This window comes from Kitasatospora sp. NPDC001132, from assembly GCF_053598415.1.
In genome coordinates this window covers 51619-75061 of the sequence record NZ_JBSFKF010000024.1, presented here as the reverse complement: position 1 = coordinate 75061, position 23443 = coordinate 51619, and the positions used below count along the sequence as shown (strand labels likewise).

Genomic DNA, 23443 nt, shown 5'->3' with positions numbered 1-23443 from the left:
CGGTGGGCGGGCCGGTTCGGCGGAGTCAGGCCCGGTGGGCGGCCGGGCGCTCCGGGGAGGCCTCCGCGAGCGCCCGGGTGACGGCGTCGACGCCCGCGCGCAGCCCGTACACCGGGGTGGCCGGCTGCTGCCGCCAGGACTCGTCGATCCCGCCCGCGTCCACGGTGTCGAAGCCCAACTCGTCGACCAGCGCCCGGACCACCCGCTTGGCCGCCTCGTCGTCCGAGGCGACCGGCACGGCGAGCCGCTCGGGATCGCCCGCCGGGCGCGCGCGCTCCAACAGGTCCTGGGCGTAGGTGCCGTTGAACACCTTCACCACCCGGTGCCCGAGGTGCTGCTCCGTCCAGCGGCTCTCGGTCAGCCCGCCGTCCTCGATCGCGTCGATCCGGCCGTCGCGCTCCTTCGGGTAGTAGTTGCCGGTGTCGATCACCGCGACGCCCTCGGCCGCGCCGTCCAGCAGCCCGGCGGGCAGGTCCGGCACGTTCTTCAGCGGCACCGTCACCACCACGACCTGGGCGCCCCGCGCGGCCTCGGAGACCGTCACCGCCTTCGCCCCGGTCTCCTCGACCAGCGCCTTGAGCGTCTCCGGGCCACGCGAGTTGGCCACCGAGACCTCGTGCCCCAGCGCCGTCAGCCGCCGCGTCAGGTTGCCGCCGATGTTGCCCGCGCCGATAATGCCGATCTTCATGGGAAGTCCTTCTCCGCGAGTGCTGTTTGGGACGTTCGCCTTGGCCCAACCACCCGGAGAGCGCCCCGGATTCCCGATCGGCAGGGTGGTTTTCCTGGACCCACGGTCGAGGCGGGCCTGGTGCCACCCCGGGGCCCGTCGCGAGGGTGGACGCCATGAACAGCACTCCGTCCCACTCCACCGTCCTCGTCACCGGCGGCACCAGCGGCATGGGCTTCGCCACCGCCCGCCGCCTCCTCGCCGCCGGCGCCAGGGTCGTCATCACCGGCCGTGACGACACCCGGCTCGCCCGCGCCGCGGCGCGGCTCGACGCCGGCGACCGCCTGCTCACCGTCCGCGCCGACGCCTCCGTCCCCGCGGACCTCGCCCGGCTGGCCGACACCGTGCGGGAGCGCTACGGCCGGCTCGACGGCGTGTTCGCCAATGCGGGCGTGGCCGGCTTCCAGCCGGTCGACGAGGTGACGGAGGCCGAGTTCGACCGGATGGTCGCCACCAACCTCAAGGGCGTCTTCTTCACCGTCCAGCACGCCCTGCCGCTGCTGGACGCCGCCGGCGGCGGATCCGTCGTCCTGAACGCCTCCTGGACCCCGCACCGCGGCCTGCCCGGCGCCGCCGTCTACGCCGCCACCAAGGCCGCCGTGCTCAGCCTCGCCCGCACCCTCGGCAGCGAACTCGCCGGGCGCGGCATCCGGGTCAACTCGGTCAGCCCCGGCTACATCGTCACCGAGATGTTCCACGCCGCCGTCCCGGACCCGGCCGACCACGAGCCGATCCGCGGCCAGGTCCCGCTCGGGCGGCTGGGCACCGCCGACGACATCACCGAGACGGTCGCCTTCCTGCTCTCCGACCGCTCCTCGTACATCACCGGGCAGGACATCGTGATCGACGGCGGCCTCGTCCCGGCCTTCCCGTCGCTGACCGGCTGACCGCCCCGGTGCCGTCGTGCCTGGTCCTGACAGGGCCAGGCACGACGGCACCCGTCCGGGTGAGAATCCATGACGTGAACCCGAGCAGCGCCCTGAGCGAATTCCTCCGCACCCGTCGCGCCGGCCTGCGGCCCGAGGACGTCGACCTCCCCGACTACGGCGGCCGCCGCCGCGTCGCCGGACTGCGCCGCGAGGAACTCGCCCACCTCGCCGGGGTCAGCGTCGACTACTACACCCGCCTCGAACAGGGCCGCGTCGGCAACCCGTCCGACGCCGTCCTCGACGCCGTCGCCCGCGCCCTGCGCCTGGCCCCCGACGAGTCCGGCCACCTCCACCGCCTCGCCCGTCCCACGGCCCGGCCCCGCCGCCGCCCCGCCGTCCGCCAGCAGCCGCGCCCCTCGTTGCTGCACCTGCTGCGGCAGCTCCACGACACCCCGGCCGTGGTGATGGGTCACCGGATGGACGTCCTGGCCTGGAACCCCGCCGCCGTCGCTCTGTTCGGCGACTACGGCGCCCTGCCCGTCGAGGACCGCAACATCGCCCGCATCACCTTCCTCGACCCGGCCTCCCGCGAGCTCTACGCCGACTGGGCCGCCTGCGCCCGGGAGAACGTCGCCTTCCTCCACCTGGAGGCCGGCCGCCGCCCCCACGACCCGCTGCTCGCCGAACTGATCGGCCGACTCTGCCTGGGCAGCGAGGAGTTCCAGCGGATGTGGGCCGAACACCCGGTCGCCGACAAGACCTCGGGCCGCAAGTCCTTCCGCCACCCGTTCGCGGGGACCATGGACCTCGCCTACGACACCCTCCGGCCGGCCGACGACCCGGGCCAGGCGCTCGTCACCTACACGGCGGACCCGGGCTCGGCCTCGGACGACGGGCTGCGGCTGCTGCTGTCCTGGGCGGCGTCGGGCTGAGGTTCCGGGGTCAGATCACGCAGGTTGCCCATGGCCAGTACGGTGTCCGGATGGTCCGGTCCGAGGACCCGGTCCAGATCCGCCACGGCCTGGCGGAGCAGCTCCACTGCCTGGTCCCGGAGTCCGACCTCCCAGTACATGACGGCGAGGTTGTTGCGGGTCATGAGGACGGCGGGGTGGTCGTCGCCGAGGACGCGCCGGCGGTCCGCGAGGACCTGTTCCATGAGGTCGACGGCCTCGTTGACGCGTCCGGTCTCCGACCTGGTGACGGCGAGGTTGTGGCGGGCCATGAGGGTGTCGGGGTGGTCGTCGCCGAGGACGCGCCGGCGGTCCGCGAGGACCTGTTCCATGAGGTCGACGGCGTCGTCGATGCGTCCGGCGGTTCGGTAGGTGACGGCGAGGTTGTTGCGGGTCATGAGGACGGCGGGGTGGTCGTCGCCGAGGACACGTCGGCGGTCCGCGAGGACCTCCTCCTGGACCCGCAGGGCGTCGTCGGTGTACCCGGCGTCCGCGTAGCCGCTGGCGAGGTTGTTGCGGGAGGTGAGGGTGTCCGGGTGGTCGGTGCCGAGGACCCGCTCACTCACGGCGGCAAGGACGCTCCAGTACTCAACGCTACTGGTGTACAGGCCTGCCTCGATGAGGCTGATTCCGAAGCTGAACAGCAGCTGGTGAATTCCCGTCAACGGCTGAACCAGGTCGGCGCCACTGTGCCCGGCGAGGACGTCGGTGTTGGCCCGGAGCGTCGCGGCCAAGTCCGGCGCAGTGTAATCCGCACTCGGCCACAGTTCGACGAGGGCATCGGCAGCCGCGAGGCCGGCTTCCGGCGTATCAGGACTGATGTCCAGAGCGGCACGCGCCGTGAGCGCGTGCAGCGTCACCTCCCGGTCGGCGGTCTCGGTGAGCGTGATGAGGCTGTAGTTGTGCAGCAAGGCGAGCGCGTCCAGCGCGTCGTCGGCCGTGACCGGCCCGCCGCGAACCCTGCCGAGGTGCTCCAGCACCGCCTCCGTGCCCCACAGCTCCTGCGGATGCCCGGCCGGGTCGAGCAGCGCCGCCAACCCGAGGACCGGCCCCGCGAGCCCGACCGGCTCCTCCTCCTGCGCCTCGTCGAGGGCCAGCAGGAGCGCCGCCGTCACCGGGCCCCGGTAGCCGTCCGCGCCGGAGCGGGCGGGCAGGACGGCGTCCAGGCTGCGGGTGCGGTCGCGGAACAGCTCCAGGTAACGGCCGCAGCCGCGCCGGGTGTTGACCATGTAGGCGGCCGCGTGGGCCAACGCCAGCGGTAGGTGCCCCAGCTCCTCGGCGAGCTCGCCCGCGTGCTCGTCCAGGAACCGGGCGCACTTCGCCCGCTCCAGTCGCTCGCTCAGATAGGCAAGGGACTCGGCTTCGGAGTACGTGCTGACGTCGACGAGCCGACGGTCGCCACCCGTACTCGCGGCGCCCCGGTGCCGGGTGGTCGCGATGACCCGGCCCCGCCCGCCCCGGCTGGTGACCGGCCACAGCTCCTCGGGGGTGTGCTCGGTGGTGTTGTCGAGGACGACCAGCCAGCTGCGGTCGGTGGTGGCCAGCCAGGACAGGAAGCGCTCCGCGTCCTGCTCCGCCGCCTCCCCACTCGCACCGGGAGCCTGAACCGCCACGGCGGCCCGCGCGTACAGGTCGGTCACGGCGGACGGCTCCGCGGCGTCGGCCCACAGCACCAGATCGGTGCCCGCCTCGACGGCCTCCCGCGCGTAGTGCGCCGCGAGCTGCGACTTCCCGACACCGCCACCGCCCGCCAGCACCTGGCTGAGCACGACCGTCCCGAACTCCCCGCGCGCCTCATCGATCGCCTGCCGCAGCTCCGCCCGCGGCTGGAAGGCGGTCGCCTTCGGCGGGATCCGCCCGACCACCACCGGCCACAGCACCTCGGCACCCGCCGGCACCGCGTACTGGTGGACGGTCATCTCCCCGGCCTGGAAGGCACTGCCATGCACGGTGGCACTGCCGTCGATCCCGTTCCTGACCTGCCGGCCCTGCACCTGCTCGCCCCCACCAACGACCCGCGTGTTCAACGGACACCATTATGGAAGGCGAAGCCCTGCCGGATCTTCCGCCGTCCATGACATCGCGGCAGACCTGCCGTACCGTCCCTCCACGTGACCCTCGACCAGGCGTACGTGAACCAGCTCTTCCTCCCGGAGACCTACGCCCACGGCGTTCCGTACGGGCTCCTGCGGGAGCTCCGCGAGTCCGCGCCGGTGTGGTGGGTCGAGGAGCCCCCGGTCGGCGGGTGGACCGGTGGGCCGGGGTACTGGGCGGTGCTGCGGCACGCGGACGTGAAGCACGTGCTGCGCAGTCCCGGGCTGTTCTCCTCGCACCTGGGCGCCACCCAGATCCGCGACCCCGACTCGCCGGCGGATCTGGAGTTCGCCCGGGCGATGTTGCTCAACCAGGATCCTCCGGTCCACGCCCGGCTGCGTCGGATCGTCGCCGCGGCGTTCACCCCGCGTGCGCTGGCGGAGTTGGCGGAAGCGGTCGACGGCCGGGTGCGGGAGCTGGTGGAGGAGGTGCGGCCGGATGGTCGGGCGGACTTCGTCCGGCTCGCCGCGGACCTGCCGGTGTGGACGCTGGCCCGGGTGAAGGGCGTGCCGGAGCAGGACCGGGGGCTGCTGCTGGACTGGGCGAACCGGGTGATCGGCTACCAGGACCCCGACTACGCCCACTCCAGCACCGTCGAGCCGGCCGCGCTCACCGACCTCGGCCGGGCCGCCCTGGCCCACCGCCCCACCACCTGGACCACGCCGGACGGCCGCCCGGTCAACCCCCGGTCCCGCGCCGCGCTGGCGGACATGTTCGCGTACGCCCACGGCCTGGCCCGGCGGCCCGACCCGGGCGGACTGCTCTCCCGGACGCTCGACGCGGGCCTGACGGCCGAGGAGTTCGAGACGATGTTCTTCCTCTTCGCGGTCGCCGGTAACGAGACCCTGCGCAACGGCCTGCCCGGCGGGCTGTACTCCCTGCTGTCCCACGCCGAGCAGTACCGCCTGCTGTGTCGACGGCCGGACCTGATCGCTCCGGCAGTGGATGAGCTGCTTCGGTTCTGGCCGCCGGTTGTCGAATTCCGACGTACCGCAACCAGGGACGTGGTGCTGGCCGGGAAGGAGATTCGCGGTGGCGACAAGGTGGTTGTGTATCACGCCTCCGCCAACCGGGATGAATCGGTCTTCCCCGACCCGGACCGCCTGGACATCACCCGCACGCCGAACGACCATGTCAGCTTCGGGTTCGGAGCACACTTCTGCGTGGGAGCACGGCTCGCCAGGATCCAGATGTCGGCCCTGATCGGCCGGGTCGTCGCCGAGCTGCCCGGTCTGGAGCTTGCCTCGGACGCGCCGCCGAAACGGCTGGTCTCCAACTTCCAGAACGGCTTGAAGGAGCTGCGCATCCGCTGGAGGTAGGCAGGCGCCTCACGGGTTCCGGCCGGACTCGGCGAGGCGGGCGGCGGCGGGTTCGGCGCGCCGGATGGCGATGGCGGCGGCGTCGTCGTCGAGGCGGTGGCCGACGTGAGCGAGGAGGTCGCGGCGGATGTGGTTGACGAGTGCCTCGGGGGAGCATCTGGTCCAGTGGGCGGCGCGATCGGCGAGCGGGTAGAACTCGCCGGTGTCGTCGCGTGCCTCGGTGACCCCGTCGGTGTACAGCAGCAGGGTGTCGCCTCTTTCGAACGGGAAGGTGTCGTTCGGGTAGCTCCCGTCGCCGAGGTCGTTCACGCCGAGGGGTGGAGCGGCCGGCACGGAGTCGACGGGCAGTGCGCGGCCGTCGCGCAGCAGGAGGGGCGGCGGGTGTCCGCAGTTGGTCATGTGGGCGACGGGCTCGTCGTCGGGCAGGTCGAGGAGAATCGCGGTGATGAAGTGCTCGACGATGTCGCCGCCCTCCTGGGCGAAGTCGGTGAGGTAGCGCCCCACGTTGTGGTCGAGCGTGGACGCCAGGTCCGCCAGGGTGTCGTGCTGCGCGGCGATGAGGCGGAAGGCGCTGACCAGCAGGGCCGACTCGCCGACGGCGGCCAGGCCCTTGCCCCGGACGTCTCCGATGATCATGCGGGTTCTGCCCGCAGTGCGGGTGGCGGTGTAGAGGTCGCCGCCGATCTGTGCCTCCTTCTCGGCGGCGAGGTACATCGTGGCGATCTGAAGCGGCCCGATCTGTTCGGGCAGCGGGCGCAGCAGGGCGCGCTGGGCGGCCTCGGCGACCGACTGGGCGCGGGCGAGCTGTCCGGCCCGGTGTTCGCGGATGGCGGTGAACATGACGATCAGGACGCACAGGACGGTCAGCGCGACGATCTGCGCGATGTGGTTGCTGGTGGTGAAGCCGCCGTGGAGGAAGGCGATGAGGACCTGAGCGGCGATGGCCAGGGCTGAGACGAGGGCGGTCGCGCGGGAGCCGGCGAACGAGGGGGTGAGGGCAGGGGCGATCACCAGGAGCGGGCCGAGGTGGATGGTGGTGGGGGAGTGGAGATCGACCACGGTGATCACCGAGATGAGGGCGAGCGGGATCAGCAGCAGCGCCCAGCTCTGGTGCCAGCGCTGCTGGAGGCGGGCCGCGCGTGCTCGGACTTCCATGTCCCCACTGTGCTCCTGGGCGTCGGCGAGCGCAGCGTGTCGCACCATGCGGGGTGACCGACGTGCTGGCGGTAGCCGCTCCGGTGCAGTCCCGGGTCGCTCCGCTGCACCGGACTTCGGCGGCGTGGAGTGGTGAACCCGATGTCACCGGTATGCGAGACGTGCCGCATGTTCACCTGGCTGGGCTCACGGTGTCACACCTCGGACATGTCCGAAATGACGGTCACCAACGCTGTCGTTACGTTCATCGCGGGTCGGTCACCCGGCCGACGTCCGTGAGGCAGAGAGACAGTGACATGCGCACGCGCACATTGGCCGTGGCCGCCGCCGGAGTAGGCGCGGCAGCCCTGGCAACCACCGGCATCACCTACGCCCTGACCACCGGATCCACCCCGGCGTCCCCGTCTGTCCGGCAGGTGGCTCAGCCTGCCCAACCAGCCGCCCCGGCGCCCCCGGCCGTCCAGCCGGCGGCCGAGCCCGACAAGCAGGCCGCCCCGGCCGCGGCCGCCTCGGGCGGCGACAGCGAAAGCGGGGAGCGGCACGAGGGCGAGGGCGGCGACCGCCATGACGGCGGACGCGGCCACGGCCATGAGGAAGCGGGAAGGATCTACTTCAACGAACGCACGTACTCCGCCGACGCGGAGGGATGCATCACCGCCGCCAGCGGACTGGGCTCCAGTAGCTTCAGCATTTTCAACGACAGTCGGAAGGTCGTCGAGGTCTACCGCGGCTTCTCCTGTGACAACGGCGGTCCGGTCGCCACCGTGGGCCCCTACGGCGCCACCAATGGCGTCGTGACCCGTACCGACCACGGGGGCGTGTACGGGGGCCTGCTCGGTGGCGGCGGCGCGGTGGGCAGCTTCCGGGTGATCGGCGACCGCGACGAGTGGTGACGACGCCGCCCGGAGCGCGGCCGGCTCCCGGCCCCGCCGGGAAGACCGCGAGTGCTCAGAGGACCGCGAGCGGATTGACCGGGGAGCCGGTGCCGCGGGGGATGTTCAGGGGCGCGGCGACGAAGAGGAACTCCCATCGTGAGGTGCGCGCGCACGCCTCGGCCAGTGGTTCCAGGTCCAGGTTGTCGATCAGCGGCAGGCCCAGGGCGGTGATGGCCAGCACGTGGACCGGCGAGTGGACGCCGGCGACGGGGCTGGGGCGTACGTCGCTGTCGCCGTCGCTGCCCAGTGCCGAGGCCTGTGACTCGCTCGGCACGCGCATCGCGCCGGGATGCAGGCCCGCGCTGAGGTCGTCAGGGTCCCACGCGCCCAGCCGCCGCCGTCGGGCGAGGTGGCCCGTGCGGACCAGGAGGATGTCCTGGGGGCGGAGCGGGCTGCCCTGATCCTCGGCGCAGGCCAACAGCTCCGGGCCGCCGATCGGCTCTCCCGGCTCCAGCCAGGCACGGCCACGCAGGCGCGGCACGTCCAGCAGGACTCCTCGTCCCACCAGTCCGGGCAGCAGGTCGGTCACCGCGCCGTAGGCCGCACCTTGCGAGGAGAACACCTCCCGCGCCCGCACTCCCGCGAAGAGCAGTCCGCCGTACGCGATGTGGCAGAGCGCGTCCAGGTGCGTCTGCGCCTTGCCGTGGTAGTCGGAGGCGATGAAGTCCCGGTGGACGGTCGGCTCGGGGGCCGTGACGTCCGCCAGTTCGGTCATCTGGTGCAGTGCCGGCCTGCGGTTGTCGGGCCCCGGCACGCTGTCCCACGGCCGCCCCATGGCGACGACCTCACCCGTGCGCACGAGTCCGGCGGCCGCCACCCGCCGCCGCCCTTCGACCGGCCCGGGGAGACGGTCGCGGCGCAGCTGCCGGAACAGCGCGTCGAACTCGTCGCGGGTCATCGCCGACCCGTCGGCACTGGTCATGGCGCTCCTCAACCCGTCCCCCGCTCTGCCGATGATGCGGCGACGGCCGCGATACCGCCACCGTGCTCGGGGAGCGTGGGCGGTCCGGGGAAAAACACCGCGTAACGGGCAAAGTCCTAATATTGCAGTGAAGGGTGCAGGTCCGTGGGAATGCGAGCGCTGTGGCGGTCATGACGGCTTCGGACGAGGCGGGGATCGGCCCCGTGCGGGCCCGTGAGCGGTTCATGCTCGGTGAACCGGTCGAGGGTGGCGTGCGGAACCTGATCCTGAGCTCCTGGCAACGCTGCCAGTCGATGGCGATCTCCCCGGACGGGTGCGAGCTCCCGTACCGGCCGGACATCGACCTGGACGGCCGGCTGGTCCACGCGGCCAGGCCCGTGCTGGACCGGCTGGCATCCAGGTTCGCCGGCAGCCGGGTGAACGTGGCCCTGACCGACGGGGACGGGGCGGTGCTGCAGCGCCGTTTCGGCGAAGCGTCCATGAGCAGGCAGTTGCCCGCTATCCAGAGCGTCCCGGGTTTCGTGTTCGCCGAGCGGTACGGCGGGACCAACGGCATCGGGCTGGCGCTCACGGAACGGCGGCTCATTCACATCTCCGGCGCCGAGCACTTCGCCGAGCGCGGCCAGTCGAACGCCTGTACGGCGATTCCCGTCCGCGACCCCCTCAGCGGACGGATCGAGGGTGTCCTCTGCTTCGCCTATCCGCCCGCCTACGCGGACCCGCAGATGGGGGACCTGATCCGCAGGGCCGCCATCGCCATCGAGCGGCGCCTGCTGGCGCAGACCTCGGCGCGAGAGCGTGCCCTGCTGCGCGCGTACCTCGACTCCAGGCGCCGCGCCCAGGCCGACCAGGCGGCCGGGGACGGGCGCGTGGTCGGGATGGGCGAGCTGCCCCGGAGCGGGCTGGACCGGCACGACCGGATGCTGCTCGAACAGATGGCCACCGAGCTGATCTCCGCGGCCCGCCGCACCGCGGTCGAGGTGATCCTCTCCCAGGGCCGGCGGGCCACCCTGCTGAGCCGTCCGGTGACCAGCCCGTCCGGGGTGGAGGGCTTCGTCATCGAGGCGATCCTGTACGGCGACTCGCAGCCCCGGCTCGTCGCCCTCGACCAGACCGCCCAGACCGCCCAGGCCGCCCAGGCCGCCCAGGTCGGTCGGCCGGTCGGCCTCCCGGCGCCCGCGACGACCACCGCCGTCCCACCGCTCCGGACCTCCACGGGGGCGGCGGACCTCGGGGCCGAGACGCCGTCCGCCCCCGCACGCGACGCAGCCACCGGCCTGCTGCTGCTGGGTGAGCCGGGCGTGGGACAGTACGCCGTCGCGGCCCGCCGCCGCCTGGAGCTGCTGTCCGAGGCCAGCGCCCGCATCGGCACCACCCTGAACGTGACCCGCACCGCCTGGGAACTCGCCGAGATGGCCGTCCCGCGACTGGCCGACTACGTCACCATCGACCTGCCGGAGACCGTCCTGCGCGGCGAGGAGCCCACCGACGCCGCCAACGAGCTGCACCGCACGGTGGTCCACGGCATCCGCACCGACTGTCCCTTCCGCCCGGTCGGCGAACGGATCGACCTCAGCCCCACCACGCCCCACCGCCGCTGCCTGGCCGACGGGCAGGCGGTGCTGGAACCCGATCTGCGCACGGCCGCCGGCTGGGCCTCGCAGGACCCCGAGCGGGCCGACCGCCTCCTCGCGCACGACGTCCACTCCCTCATCGCCGTCCCGCTGCTGGCCCGCGGCGTCCTGCTGGGCATCGCCGGCTTCTACCGCGCCCGGAACCCCGCCCCCTACGGGGACGACGACCGTTCGCTGGCCCAGGAGCTGGCCAGCCGCGCCGCCATCTGCATCGACAACGCCCGCCGCTACACCCGCGAACACGCCATGGTCCTGGCCCTGCAGCACAGCCTGCTCCCGCGCGGCCTGCCCGAGCAGAGCGCCATCGAGGTCGCCCACCGCTATCTGCCCGCCGAGTCCGGGGTGCGCGGGGACTGGTTCGACGTCATCCCCCTCTCCGGTGCCCGGGTCGCCCTGGTCGTCGGCGATGTCGTCGGCCACGGGTTGCACGCCGCCGCCACCATGGGCCGCCTGCGCACCGCCGTGCACAACTTCGCCGAACTGGACCTCCCGCCCGACGAGCTCCTCACCCACCTGGACAACCTCGTGGGGCGCCTGGACCGGGACGAGGACGGCGTGGAGCCCGCCGCCGGCCACGACGGCATCGTCGGCGCGTCCTGCGTGTACGCCGTCTACGACCCGACCTCGCAGCGCTGCACGCTGGCCCGCGCCGGTCACCCGCCACCCGCGGTGGTCCACCCGGACGGCACGGTCACCCTCCCCGACCTCCCCGCCGGGCCCCCGCTGGGCCTGGGCGGACTGCCGTTCGAAACCGCCGAGCTGCACCTGCCCGAAGGCAGCCGGCTGGTCCTCTACTCCGACGGACTCCTCGAAGACCACCGCCGCGACCCCGACGCGGCCCTCGACCGCCTGCGCACCGCCCTGGCCCACCCGAACCGCTCGCCCGAGGACACCTGTCGCACCGTCATGGAGGCCGTGGTACCCGAGCACCCGGCCGACGACGTCACGCTGCTCGTCGCCCGCACCCACGCCCTCGACCCCGGCCGGATCGCCACCTGGGACCTGCCCGCGGACCCGTCCCGCGTCGCCGACGTCCGCGCCGCCGCCGCCCGCCGCCTGGACGACTGGGGGCTGGACGAGGTCGCCTTCGTCACCGAACTGCTGCTCAGCGAGCTGGTCACCAACGCCATCCGGTACGGCACCGAGCCGATCCAGGTCCGTCTGATCCACGACCGCGCCCTGATCTGCGAGGTCTCCGACGGCAGCAGCACCGCCCCCCACCTGCGCCACGCGGCGACCACCGACGAGGGCGGCCGCGGCCTGTTCCTCGTCGCCCAGCTCGCCCAGGCCTGGGGCACCCGCTACACGGCCAGGGGCAAGGTCATCTGGGCCGAATGCGGCCTGGAGGCGTCCGACGGCGGCCCCGACCTCTTCGAGAGCCACATCTTCGAGAACCACTTCGCCGACATTCCCGAAATCGAATGACCCGCCCCTGCGGACACCAACGGCCACCGTGGCGTGTCAACCCCTCGGCGGCCGGGCCGAGCTGGTAGGAACGGTGGTCCATGCACGACACCCCCGACCCCCTGGCGGGCCCACCCGCGGGCCGCGACCCACTCGTCCGCATCCGCGGTCTCGGCAAGCGGTTCGGCGGGACTTCCGCGCTGGCCGGGATCGACCTCGACATCCATCGCGGCAGCGTCCTGGCCCTGCTCGGTCCGAACGGCGCCGGCAAGTCCACCCTGATCAAGACGCTCGCCGGGATCCACCACGCGGACCAGGGCGAGGTGACGGTGGCCGGGCACCCGCTCGGCACCGAGGCCGCTGCTCGCAGCATGGCCTTCATCCACCAGGATCTCGGTCTCGTCGAGTGGATGACGGTCGCCGAGAACATCGCCTTGGTCGCCGGCTACCCGCGCCGTCACGGGCTGGTCTCCTGGCGGCGGACCCGGGAGCGCTGCGCCGACGCCCTCGCCCTGATCGCCGGGCACCTCGACGCCGACGCGCGAATCGCCGACCTCGCCCCCGCCGAGCGCTCGCTGGTCGCGATCGCCCGCGCGCTGGCGACGCGGGCGGAGCTCATCGTCCTGGACGAGCCGACCGCCAGCCTCCCCGCCGCGGACTGCACCCGGCTCTTCGCCGTCCTGCGCACCCTGCGCGACCGGGGGCACGGCATCGTCCACGTCACCCACCGGCTCGACGAGGTCTACCAGGTCGCCGACACCTTCGCCGTCCTGCGCGACGGCCGCCTGATCAGCTCCGGCCCGCTCGCCGGCCACAGCCGCCGGCGCCTGGTCCACGACATCGTGGGCCGCGAACCGGTCAGCCACCGGGCCGCCCCGGTCGCCCCCGCCGAGGGCCCGGTGGTGCTGAGCCTCGACGCGGTGCGGACCCCGAACGCCGGGCCGGTCAGCCTCAGGCTGCGCGCCGGCGAAATCCTCGGCATGGTGGGCCTCACCGGCGCCGGCCACTTCGACCTGGGCCGCGCCCTCGCCGGAGCCCGTCGGATCGTCAGTGGGCGGGCCCTGCTCGACGGCCGACCGTACACCCCGCACACGGTGGCCGATGCCGTCGACTCCGGCGTCGGCCTGGTCGGCGGAAACCGTCAGGAGGAGGGCTGCGCCGCCGAACTGACGGTCCGCGAGAACTTCCTGGCGAACCCCCGGGCGGGCGGCCGGTCGGCGCTGCACTGGATCGGTCCCCGGCGCGAGCGGGCCCAGGCCGCCGCCCTGATCGAGCGGTTCTCGGTGCACCCCCGCGACAGCGAGGCGCCGATCGCCACGTTGTCCGGCGGGAACCAGCAGAAGGTCATGGTCGGCCGGTGGCTCCGGGTCCACCGGCGGCTGTTGATCCTCGAAGAACCGACCGCAAGCGTCGACGTCGGCGCCAAGGCCGAGCTCTACCGCCTGCTCGACCAGGCGCGGGCCGACGGCCTCGCGGTCCTGCTCATCTCCACCGACTTCGAGGAGGTCGCCACCGTGTGCCACCGGGCCCTGGTCTTCGTCCGCGGGACCGTGACCGCCGAGCTGACCGGTGCGGGCCTCACCGTCACCGAACTCACCTCTGCGGCCTCGGCCATGCCTCCCGTCACCGGCGGTGACGGCGAGGGGCATGCGACAGGCCGATGAACGCGCCCCCCTTCCGGCGGTTCCCGCCGGGCCGCCGGCGCGGGCACCTGATCGGCGGCTACGGCCTGCCGACCCTCGCCGCCCTGCTGTTCCTGGTCTTCTCCGTCGCGCTGCCGAACACCTTCCCCACCCTCGACAACGTCTCCTCGATCCTGTCCAACCAGTCGGTCCCCGCCATCCTCGCGCTCGGTGCGACGATCCCCATCGCCACCGGCAGATTCGACCTGTCCATCGGCTACGGCCTCGGCCTCGCGCACGTCGCGGTGCTGTGGCTCATCGTCGACGGCGACTGGCCCTGGCCGCTCGCCTGCCTGGCCGTGATCCTGGGCGGAGCGGCCTTCGGGGCCCTCAACGGTGTCATCGTCGAGTTCGGGCGGATCGACTCCTTCATCGCCACGCTCGGCACCGGCAGCATCCTGTACGCCTTCACCGGCTGGATCACCGGTGGCGCCCGGGTCCTCCCCGGCGCGGGCGGCCTGCCGGTCGCCTTCACCGACCTCTACGACTCCACGTTCCTCGGACTGCCGGTGTCCGCCTCCTACGTGCTCGCGCTCGCGGCCGCCCTGTGGACGGTGCAGGAGCGGCTGCCGCTGGGCCGGTACCTGTACGTCATCGGCTCCAACCCGCGCGCCGCCGAACTCGTCGGAATCCCCGTCCGCCGCTACAGCGTCCATGCCTTCGCCGGATCGGGCCTGGTCGTCGGCTTCGCGGGGGTCCTGCTCGCCGCGCAGCAGCAGATCGGCAACCCGAGCGTCGGCCTGGAGTACCTGTTGCCCGCGTTCGTCGGCGCGCTGCTCGGCTCCACCGCGATCAAACCCGGACGCGCCAACAGCCTGGGCACCGTGGTCGCCGTCGCCGTCCTCGCCATCGGACTGGCCGGAATCGGGCAGCTCGGCGCCGACTTCTGGGCCGTGCCGCTGTTCAACGGCGCGACGCTGCTCCTCGCCGTCGGCCTGGCCGGCTACTCCGCACGCCGCCGGCTGCGCGCCGGTGGCGCCGGGCCCCACGATCCGCTCACGCCGCCGTCGACGGACGTGGCATCCTCCCGGGAGACACCATGAAGCGCGGTGCCGCGACTGTGCTGGCAGCAGTCGTGCTGGCAGCGGCCGGCGCCGCCCTGGCCGGCTGCCAGCGCGGCCTGTCGACCGGGGCCGGGGGCCCCGTCGCAGGGCCGTCGGGGGTCGGCTGCCCGGCCACCCTGGCCCGGGCGAAGGCGGACGTCCAGCAGGCCGAGCAGGCCACCACCGCCTGGAACGGCCCCACCAGCGGCCCCGGGGCCGTCCCCGGCAAGTCCATCGTCTACGTCGCCCAGACCATGACCAACCCCGGCGTGGCGGGCGTCGCCAGGGGTGTCACGGAGGCCGCGACGGTCATGGGCTGGAGCGTGCGGGTGATCGACGGGCAGGGCACGCCCGCCGGAATCCAGGCGGCGCTCGGCCAGGCGGTGAACCTCGGGCCCTCGGGCATCGTCATCGGGGGTTTCGACCCGGGCCTGACCTCGCGACAGGTCGCGCAGGCCGGAACGGCACACATCCCGCTCATCGGCTGGCACGCGGTCGCGGCTCCCGGGCCGAGCACGAACCCGCCGCTCTTCAGCAACATCACCACCAACGTCGGGGATGTCGCACGGCTCAGCGCGGACTGGGTCATCGCGGAGTCCAACGGCGACGCCGGAGCCGTCGTCTTCACCGACGACTCCGTTCCGTTCGCCAGGACCAAGTCCCAACTGATCAAGGACGAACTCGCCACCTGCCCCGGCGTGAGACTGCTGGCCTCCGAGAACATCCCCATCCCGGACGCGACCAGCCGCACTCCCCAGGAGGTCTCCGCCCTCCTCGCCCGTTTCCAGGGCCAGTGGACGCACTCCGTCGCCATCAACGACCTGTACTTCGCCGACGCCGCGCCCGCCCTGCGCGCGGCCGGCAGACCGGGCGACGCGGCCCCGTACAACATCGGCGCGGGCGACGGCGACCCCTCGGCCTTCCAGCGCATCGACAGCAGACAGTTCCAGGCCGCCACCGTCCCCGAACCCCTCGCCGCACAGGGCTGGCAGATCGTCGACGAGTTCAACCGCGCCTTCTCCGACCAGCCCGCCAGCGGCTACGTCGCCCCGGTCCACATCGCCACGGCCGCCAACAGCGGCGGAGCAACCTCCTGGGACCCGTCGGGCTACCGTGAGGCGTACCGGACGATCTGGGGCAGGTAGCGAGGGGCGGTGCCCGACGGAGCCCCTGTGATCAGTCCGCGTCAGCGCCGTCGTCGGGGAGCCGGTGGCCGAGAAGCACGGCGATGTCGTCGTCGAGGGCGGCACCGCTGTATGCGAGCAGATCCTCGTGCAGACGGTTCAGGAGCTCGCGTGGCGGCAGGGCGGTCCAGTTGCGGACACGCTGGGTGAGCGGGTAGAAGGCTCCGGTCCGGTCGCGAGTCTCAGTCACGCCGTCGGTGTACAGCAGCAGCCGGTCGCCCGGACGGAAGGGCTCCACGTCGACGTGGTAGTCGCCGCCGAGCAGCACGCCGAGGTTGAGAGGCGGCGACGGATCCCGCGGGGCCAGTTCGCTGACGCTATCCCGGTTGATGAGCAGCGGCGGGGGGTGACCGCAGTTGACGATGCGGACCACGGGCTCGTCGCCGGGAATCTCGGCGAGCACGGTGGTGATGAAGCGTTCCTCGCTTCCGGGGAGCTGGTCGGCCCGGCGGCTCATGCTCCGCTCCAGTCGACGCGCCACCGCGGGCAGATCGGGCTCGTCGTAGGCGGCCTCGCGGAAGGCGGCCAGCATCGCCGCGGCCGTCTCCACTGCGAGCAGGCCCTTGCCCCGGACATCGCCGATCAGCAGGCGCACACCGTGCGCGGTGCTCATCGCCTCGAAGAGGTCGCCGCCGATCTGGGCCTCCGCAGCTGCCGACACGTACAGGGTTTCGATGCTGACGCGGCCCAGGCGGTGGGGAACCGGACGCAGCAGCACGCGCTGCGCCGTCTCGGCCACCGAGCGCACGGTGGCCAGGGTGCGTTCCCTGCGCATTCGGTGGGCGGCCAGAAGGACGCCCAGCGCCCCGACCAGTGCCGTGGAGAAGTAGGTGGCCACGTAGTGGCGCTCCCACAGATAACCCACGGCGCGGCCCGCACAGCACGGAGTGCCCGCCAGCACGCCTTCGAAGACCAAGGCGAAGACGGTGATGGCGCCGACGAAGGCGGGACCGTGGGCGAAAGCGGCGATGACGGGCAGGGCGATGAGCAGAAAGCTCACCGGCCACTGCACGGGAGTGATCGGTTCCAGCGCCAGGATGACCGCGACGTAGATGGCGGGCAGCCAGCGGATCCAGGCCGGCGGGGCGGGCACCTGGGGCTCCGTCCCGTCCGGCTCCGTCGCACGGTGCCGAGCGGCCCCGCCGAAGCCCGGGAGCCTCACCGCGCGCTCCGGTGACGGTGCGCCCGGTCGAACGAGGAACCGCGGGGAACCGGCCGGACACGGGCGGGCGAAGCGGACCGCCGCGCCCCCACGAACGGCGGATCCGTCAGCGTGCCGGGGAGCGTCCGCCCGGACGGCGGCGGGAGTCCGACGGCCGCGGGGGGCACCGCGGTGCCCAGCGGTGTGACCCCGAACTCCCGGTGGCGGGCGTCATCCGGTTCGTGATCCGCCTGTGCATGCATACGTCCATCATCACGACATACCAGCCACTGCCGCCCGCCGACGGAGCCGGGCACGCGACCGCACGGCGCCCGCGAAAGAGCCGGCGGGCCGACCGTCCGGGCGGACCATCGGGCCGACCATCGGGGCGATCAGCCCGCGCAGGTCGGGCACAGCCCCCGGTAGGTGACCTCCGCCTGCGACACGGCGAACCCGAAGCGCTGCTCGGCCGGCAGGTCGGCCAGCGGATTGCCCCGCGGCTGGACGTCGCGGATGGCGCCGCAACCGGTGCAGATCAGGTGCTGGTGCGGGCGGTGCGCGTTCGGGTCGTACCGCTTGGCGCGCCCGTCGGTGGCCACCTCGACGACCTCGCCCAGGGCGACCAGCTCGCCGAGCGTGTTGTAGACCGTCGCCCGGGAGATCTCCGGGAGGCGCTCCGCCGCCCGGGCGTGCACCTCGTCGGCGGTCAGGTGCACGTGCTCGCCGTCCAGGACCTCGGCCACGACACGCCGCTGGGAGGTGAGGCGCCAGCCGCGCCCGCGCAGTCGCTCCAGCAGGTCACTCATATCGGTTCACCTATTCAGGTCAAGGGGAGGACCGGAGTTTACCAATTCACATCCGGTGCCTTCCGGATCCCGATCGGATATGGCTTTGGTGTCTTTCTTGACTTGGATTCCGTCCATCGTAGGATCGGCTCCGGCGCTAGCCTGGGTAGCAGCAGCACGTGACTCCCGTCGCTGCCGTGCGCAACGGCGAGCAGGGGCAGCACGTGACGCGCCAGGACCAGACAGCAGCAGTAGGTGCCGTAGGTAGCAGAGAAGACACCGTGATCCGCCTTGTGAGGGAAGGATTCCCATGTCTGACAACCACGATGCAACCGGCGTAGAGGCGAACGCGGAGGGCTGCCCGGTGAACCACGGGCGGGCGCCGCACCCCACCCAGGGCGGCGGGAACCGCCAGTGGTGGCCGGAACGGCTCAATCTGAAGATCCTCGCGAAGAACCCCGCCGTGGCCAATCCGCTCGGTGCGGACTTCGACTACGCCGAGGCCTTCAAGACCCTCGACCTCCCGGCCGTCAAGCGGGACATCCAGGAGGCCCTCACCACCTCGCGGGACTGGTGGCCGGCCGACTTCGGCTACTACGGCCCCTTCATCATCCGGATGGCCTGGCACAGCGCCGGCACCTACCGGATCAGCGACGGCCGCGGTGGCGCCGGCGGCGGCCAGCAGCGCTTCGCCCCGCTGAACAGCTGGCCGGACAACGCCAGCCTGGACAAGGCCCGCCGCCTGCTGTGGCCGGTCAAGAAGAAGTACGGACGCGCCCTGTCCTGGGCCGACCTGATCGTGCTGTCCGGCAACGTGGCCCTGGAGGGCATGGGCTTCCGGACCTTCGGCTTCGGCGGCGGCCGGGTCGACGAGTGGGAGCCGGACGAGGACGTCTACTGGGGCCCCGAGACCACCTGGCTCGGCGACGAGCGCTACACCGGCGACCGCGAGCTGGAGAACCCGCTGGCCGCCGTCCAGATGGGCCTGATCTACGTCAACCCCGAGGGCCCCAACGGCAACCCGGACCCCATCGCCGCCGCGCGCGACATCCGCGAGACCTTCTACCGGATGGCGATGAACGACGAGGAGACCGTCGCGCTGATCGCCGGCGGCCACACCTTCGGCAAGACCCACGGCGCCGGCCCGGCCGACTCCGTGGGCCCGGCCCCGGAGGACGCCCCGATCGAGCAGCAGGGCCTCGGCTGGAGGAGCACCTTCGGCACCGGCGTCGGCGGCGACGCCATCACCAGCGGCCTGGAGGGCACCTGGACGCCCACCCCGGTCACCTGGGACAACAGCTTCTTCGAGACGCTGTTCGGCTACGAGTGGGAGCTCACCAAGAGCCCCGCCGGCGCGCACCAGTGGAAGCCCAAGGACGGCGGCGGCGAGGGCACCGTCCCCGACGCCCACGACCCGAGCAGGCGGCACGTGCCGATCATGCTCACCACCGACCTCTCACTGCGCTTCGACCCGGTCTACGAGCCGATCTCCCGGCGCTTCCTGGAGAACCCGGAGGAGTTCGCCGACGCCTTCGCCCGCGCCTGGTTCAAGCTGACCCACCGCGACATGGGCCCGGTGGTCCGCTACCTCGGCCCGGAGGTCCCGGCCGAGCACCTGCTCTGGCAGGACCCGCTGCCGGAGGCCACCTACCGGCAGATCGGTGAGGCCGACGTCGCCGACCTCAAGCGGCGGATCGCCGCCACGGGCCTGTCGGTGTCCGAGCTGGTCTCCACCGCCTGGGCCGCCGCCTCCTCCTTCCGCTCCAGCGACAAGCGCGGCGGCGCCAACGGCGGCCGCATCCGGCTCCAGCCGCAGGCCGGCTGGGAGGTCAACGAGCCCGACCGGCTCGCCACCGTGCTGCGCGCCCTCGAAGGCGTCCGGCAGGAGTTCAACGCGCAGGCCGGCGACAAGCAGGTCTCGCTCGCGGACCTGGTGGTGCTGGCCGGCGGCGTCGGCGTCGAGCAGGCCGCCAAGGCGGCCGGCCTGGCCGTCGAGGTGCCGTTCGCGCCCGGGCGGGTGGACGCGACGCAGGAGCTCACCGACACCGAGTCCTTCGCCGCGCTGGAGCCCAAGGCGGACGGCTTCCGCAACTGGGTCGGCAAGGGCAACCGGCTGCCGGCCGAGTACCTGCTGCTCGACAAGGCCAACCTGCTGGGCGTCAGCGCGCCCGAAATGACCGTGCTGGTCGGCGGCCTGCGCGTGCTGGGCGCCAACCACGGCAAGTCCACGCACGGCGTGCTCACCTCCACCCCGGGCGTGCTGACGAACGACTTCTTCGTCAACCTGCTGGACCTGGGCACCAGTTGGAAGGCCACCTCGGAGGACGCGCACACCTTCGAGGGTCGGGACGAGTCGGGCCGGGTGCGGTGGACCGGCACCCGCGCCGACCTGGTGTTCGGCTCCAACGCCGAACTGCGGGCCATCGCCGAGGTGTACGCGGCCGACGACGCCAAGGAGAAGTTCGTCGAGGACTTCGTCGCGGCCTGGGTCAAGGTCATGAACGCGGACCGCTTCGACCTCGCGTGATGCCGGTCGACTGACGGCGACGGCGGGAGCCCAGGGGCGCCACCCCCGGGCTCCCGCCGTCGCCACGGGCTCCCGCCGTCGTCACGGGTCCTTGCCGTCGCTACGGGGACTCCTGACCCGGACTCCTCATCGGACCTCTGACGAGCCCACGCTCACCAGCCCGGTCTCGTACGCCGCGACCACCACCTGGGCCCGGTCCCGCAGGCCCAGCTCGCCGAGGATCCGGGCCACGTGCGTCTTCACCGTCGCCTCGGACAGTCCAAGCCGGGCGGCGAGCGGCCGTACGGGCGGCGCGAGCGCGCACGGTGGACGCGCTGCGGGCCGAGTGACGGCCGACGGGCGGGGCCGGGTGGTTGTTCACCCGGCCCCGCCCGTTTGCCCGTCAGGCCCCCGTGCGGGCCGCGTCGCGCAGCTTGCGCCAGGTGCGGCCGAGGGAGGACGGTCCGGTGCGTCCGGCGGCGGGCGCACCGGACTCCCAGGACCGGGCCGCCTCGGCGAGGGTCTCCGGCGGCGCCGGTGCGATCGGCGGGCCGCCCCGGTCGGGTTGGTCGGTCCGGTCGGACCGGACCGACCGGGCGGCGCGGGCGGCGCGCAGGAGGTCCTCGGGACCGAGCGCGGCGAGCCGGGCCCGGGCGTGGTCGAGCAGGGTGGCGCAGGCGTCCGTGATCGCGGCCTCGCCGAGCGGGCGGGCCGGGAGGTCGAGGCCCTCGGCCAACTGCCGTTCCAGGGCGGCGCGCAGGTCCTGGACGGAGAGGTCGCGGACGGTCAGCGACAGGTGGGCGGAGAGGCCGCCGGCGCCGACCGCCCGGTGGGCGAAGCCGCGCGGGACGTAGAGCACGCCGCCGGGTTCGAGGACGCCGTGCAGCCGCAGTGGGGAGCGCTCGTCGTCCGGCAGTTCGCCGAGCCGCCAGTCGGCCGCGGTCGGCGCGTCGTGGACGTACCAGGTCTTGCGGCCGGCGGCCTGGAGGACGAACACGTCGGCGTCGTCGCGGTGCACCGCGAGGCCCTGTCCGCCGGCCGGGGTGACGAAGAAGAAGGCCTCTATCCGCCGGTCGAGGTCCTCGGAGAGCCGGGCCACCAGGTCGCCGGTCGGGCGGTGCCACTGGTCGACGCAGCGCAGCAGCAGGGTCGCCCCGCGGCGCAACTGGGCGAGGACCCGCGCCCGGTCGGCGAAGCCGTGGTGGGTGACGCCGTTGACCACGCGGGAGGTGGTGAAGGCCTCGGGCGGGATGGTGACCTTGTCGGAGCGGACCATCTCCAGGTAGGGCGTGCGCAGCAGCCCGCCGTCGAAGGCGGCGTCCAGTTCGTCGAGGTCGAACGGCGAGGCGGCGGCCGCGGGACCCACCGGTGCCGCCGGGGCGTCCGGGGCGTCCGGGGCGTTCGGGGCCTTCGGGGCCGCCGGGTTCTCCCGGGGGAAGAGCGCGGGCTCGCGCTGCCACTGGCGCTCGGCGAAGCTCCGGACGTCGCCGACCCAGTCGGCCAGCGTGGGCGATTCCATGGTGTGTCCCGTGGTGTCAGGGGTGTTCCGGGGCGCGGGAGCGCGGGGCCCCAGGGGTCCTCTACGAGCCGGGCGTCAGGCCCCGACCTGCGCCTCGAACCGTACGGAGAGCAGGGAGCGCAGCGGCACCTGCGCCTCCTGCTGCGGGCCGCGGACGGTGAGCCGGTTGTCCAGGGCAACGGTCAGCAGCCGCTCGGCCAGCGGCACGATCAGGTGCTTGGCCCAGCAGCGGGCACCGTCGAAGCCGAAGGGCATGAACGCGGGCGCCTTCTCCGGGTCCGTGACGCCGTCCCAGCGTTCGGGGCGGAACTCCAGCGGGTCGGGCCAGTAGTCGGGGTGGCGGTGCATCAGCAGCGGGAAGAGCGCGACGTCGTCCTCGGGGCGGATCTCGGGGTGCAGGGCGGTGTACGCCGCGCCGCCGTTGCGGTACAGCATCCACGCCGGTGGGAGTAGCCGCAGCGTCTCCCAGAGGATGGCGGTGAGGTCGGCGCGCTGCTCCGGCCGGTCCCGTTCCGGGCCCATCAGCCAGAGGGCGTTGCCGGTCAGCGCGGCCACGCCGTCGCACAGGGTGGCCGTCGCCCGCCGGTACATCGCGACGGCCTGCCGGCGGTCCAGCGGGTCGTCGGCGTCGCGGATCAGCCCGGCCAGTGCGGTGCGCCCGTCCTGCTCGGCGGAGCCGGGCCAGCGGGTGGCGGCGCGGTCGACGAGCCGGGAGAGGGTGTCGGAGCGGGTCACGCCGCGCTTCGACAGCAGCGAGACGGGCAGCGGGTCGCCGGAGAACAGCCAGCGGCGCAGGTAGGAGGTGCCCGCGTAGGGCCAGGCGCCGGCCATCCCGCGGGCCGGGGGCGGCGGCTTGCGGCTGCCCGCCACGGCGTCCTGGCCCAGCGCCCGGATCGTCCGGGTCGCGCTGTCGTGGGGGATTTCGGCGCCCGCGGCGGGTTTGTAGACCGATCGCTCGGTGGAAAGCACGGGGCGGGCCGCGACGATTTCGGCCATCAGTCGGGAGTCCGAGACGCCGACCTTGGCCGGGTCGATCCGGAAGACCTTCTCGTCCCTGGCCAGCAGGTCCCGAATCGTCGGGGCGAACACGACGGTACGGCTGCGCGTGGTGGCCGTCGCCATTTCTTCCATGGGAATTCGGCCTCCAATGCGAAATGCCCGGGAAATGCCTGGGAAGTGCGTTCGGTGCGGCGCGCGGGGAATTCCGGACGCGCCGCGGCGCCGGCGGGAGACGTGGCCGACCCTCGCTCCCGCCGACGGCCGACCACGTCAGATGACGTGCAGCACCCACGCGTGGTTCGCGAGGTCCTCGTTCTTCTTGAACTTCTTGACGAGCGTCTTGATCATCTTCATGGCTGTCTCCATTCCGGTGATTACGGGTGCGGCGAGAATGCCGCACCCGGGCCGTCCGAGTTATTCGGCATTCCGTTGCCGGGTGCCGAACGGGTTCATCTGTCATGGACCCTAACCGAAAGATCGCCGCTCGGACACCCCTTCCGCAGAGGATTATGCGATCTCTGCGTGTTGTTAGCGGTCTATTCGATGGTCGAATCGTTATAACCCATGGAAATCAA

Annotated in this window: 17 protein-coding genes and 1 pseudogene; 9 read left to right on the top strand and 9 right to left on the bottom strand. The window is 72.9% G+C overall.

The genetic code is table 11. The annotated features are described in order from the left end of the window. Positions 1–25: 25 nt before the first annotated feature. A complete protein-coding gene (locus tag ACWDBE_RS27435; RefSeq protein WP_449792976.1) occupies positions 26–688 on the bottom strand; it encodes an NADPH-dependent F420 reductase in 663 nt (220 codons plus the stop codon). A 155-nt stretch (positions 689–843) separates the two neighbouring features. On the opposite strand from ACWDBE_RS27435, the gene ACWDBE_RS27430 reads away from it, so the two are divergent. After that, positions 844–1614: an SDR family NAD(P)-dependent oxidoreductase gene (locus ACWDBE_RS27430; RefSeq protein WP_449809376.1), complete on the top strand. Its 771-nt coding sequence runs from the start codon at positions 844–846 to the stop codon at positions 1612–1614. 74 nt (positions 1615–1688) lie between these two features. Then, positions 1689–2528, top strand: coding sequence for a helix-turn-helix domain-containing protein (locus tag ACWDBE_RS27425; RefSeq protein ID WP_449792974.1), 840 nt, complete (start codon positions 1689–1691; stop codon positions 2526–2528). On the opposite strand, the gene ACWDBE_RS27420 is transcribed toward ACWDBE_RS27425, so the two are convergent. Further along, positions 2456–4573: a tetratricopeptide repeat protein gene (locus tag ACWDBE_RS27420; protein WP_449809375.1), complete on the bottom strand. Its 2118-nt coding sequence runs from the start codon at positions 4571–4573 to the stop codon at positions 2456–2458. The genes ACWDBE_RS27425 and ACWDBE_RS27420 overlap by 73 nt on opposite strands. An 84-nt stretch (positions 4574–4657) precedes the next feature. Between ACWDBE_RS27420 and ACWDBE_RS27415 the strand changes: the two genes are divergently transcribed. Continuing rightward, the gene (locus ACWDBE_RS27415) at positions 4658–5959 is read left to right on the top strand and encodes a cytochrome P450 (protein ID WP_449809374.1); all 1302 of its coding nucleotides are present in this window, start codon (positions 4658–4660) and stop codon (positions 5957–5959) included. A 9-nt stretch (positions 5960–5968) separates the two neighbouring features. Here the strand turns inward: ACWDBE_RS27415 and ACWDBE_RS27410 are convergent, their stop codons facing one another. Then, positions 5969–7114, bottom strand: coding sequence for a PP2C family protein-serine/threonine phosphatase (locus ACWDBE_RS27410; protein ID WP_449792971.1), 1146 nt, complete (start codon positions 7112–7114; stop codon positions 5969–5971). A gap of 296 nt (positions 7115–7410) precedes the next feature. Here ACWDBE_RS27410 and ACWDBE_RS27405 point away from each other — a divergent pair, with 296 nt between their 5' ends. Further along, positions 7411–8007, top strand: a complete 597-nt coding sequence (locus tag ACWDBE_RS27405; protein WP_449792970.1) for a hypothetical protein — start codon at positions 7411–7413, stop codon at positions 8005–8007. 55 nt (positions 8008–8062) lie between these two features. On the opposite strand, the gene ACWDBE_RS27400 is transcribed toward ACWDBE_RS27405, so the two are convergent. Beyond that, positions 8063–8971 (bottom strand): cyclase family protein, encoded by a 909-nt coding sequence (locus tag ACWDBE_RS27400; RefSeq protein ID WP_449792969.1) that lies wholly within the window; start codon positions 8969–8971, stop codon positions 8063–8065. Between the two features lie 170 nt (positions 8972–9141). Here ACWDBE_RS27400 and ACWDBE_RS27395 point away from each other — a divergent pair, with 170 nt between their 5' ends. The 4 genes from ACWDBE_RS27395 (at position 9142) to ACWDBE_RS27380 (ending at position 15879) form a co-directional block, all read left to right on the top strand. After that, positions 9142–12030: a SpoIIE family protein phosphatase gene (locus ACWDBE_RS27395; protein ID WP_449792968.1), complete on the top strand. Its 2889-nt coding sequence runs from the start codon at positions 9142–9144 to the stop codon at positions 12028–12030. 80 nt (positions 12031–12110) lie between these two features. Beyond that, positions 12111–13673, top strand: coding sequence for a sugar ABC transporter ATP-binding protein (locus tag ACWDBE_RS27390; protein WP_449792967.1), 1563 nt, complete (start codon positions 12111–12113; stop codon positions 13671–13673). Further along, the gene (locus tag ACWDBE_RS27385) at positions 13670–14734 is read left to right on the top strand and encodes an ABC transporter permease (protein WP_449809373.1); all 1065 of its coding nucleotides are present in this window, start codon (positions 13670–13672) and stop codon (positions 14732–14734) included. Before ACWDBE_RS27390 ends, ACWDBE_RS27385 begins: the two co-directional genes overlap by 4 nt. Next, positions 14731–15879 (top strand): substrate-binding domain-containing protein, encoded by a 1149-nt coding sequence (locus tag ACWDBE_RS27380; protein ID WP_449792965.1) that lies wholly within the window; start codon positions 14731–14733, stop codon positions 15877–15879. The genes ACWDBE_RS27385 and ACWDBE_RS27380 overlap by 4 nt, the downstream gene beginning before the upstream one ends. 31 nt (positions 15880–15910) lie before the next feature. Here the strand turns inward: ACWDBE_RS27380 and ACWDBE_RS27375 are convergent, their stop codons facing one another. Continuing rightward, the gene (locus ACWDBE_RS27375) at positions 15911–17011 is read right to left on the bottom strand and encodes a PP2C family protein-serine/threonine phosphatase (RefSeq protein WP_449792964.1); all 1101 of its coding nucleotides are present in this window, start codon (positions 17009–17011) and stop codon (positions 15911–15913) included. A gap of 440 nt (positions 17012–17451) precedes the next feature. Then, positions 17452–17865, bottom strand: coding sequence for a Fur family transcriptional regulator (locus ACWDBE_RS27370; RefSeq protein WP_449792963.1), 414 nt, complete (start codon positions 17863–17865; stop codon positions 17452–17454). 289 nt (positions 17866–18154) lie between these two features. On the opposite strand from ACWDBE_RS27370, the gene katG reads away from it, so the two are divergent. After that, positions 18155–20371, top strand: a complete 2217-nt coding sequence (gene katG, locus ACWDBE_RS27365) for a catalase/peroxidase HPI (protein ID WP_449792962.1) — start codon at positions 18155–18157, stop codon at positions 20369–20371. Between the two features lie 126 nt (positions 20372–20497). Here the strand turns inward: katG and ACWDBE_RS27360 are convergent. From ACWDBE_RS27360 to ACWDBE_RS27350, 3 genes and pseudogenes are all read right to left on the bottom strand, one after another. Continuing rightward, positions 20498–20647, bottom strand: a pseudogene (locus tag ACWDBE_RS27360) (response regulator transcription factor); the annotation flags it as partial. A 106-nt stretch (positions 20648–20753) separates the two neighbouring features. Continuing rightward, positions 20754–21869 carry a JmjC domain-containing protein gene (locus ACWDBE_RS27355; protein ID WP_449809372.1) on the bottom strand — a complete coding sequence of 372 codons (1116 nt, stop codon included), beginning with the start codon at positions 21867–21869 and terminating at the stop codon, positions 20754–20756. Between the two features lie 75 nt (positions 21870–21944). Then, complete coding sequence (locus ACWDBE_RS27350; RefSeq protein WP_449809371.1) at positions 21945–22991, bottom strand: cytochrome P450; 1047 nt, start codon at positions 22989–22991, stop codon at positions 21945–21947. Positions 22992–23443: the final 452 nt, after the last annotated feature.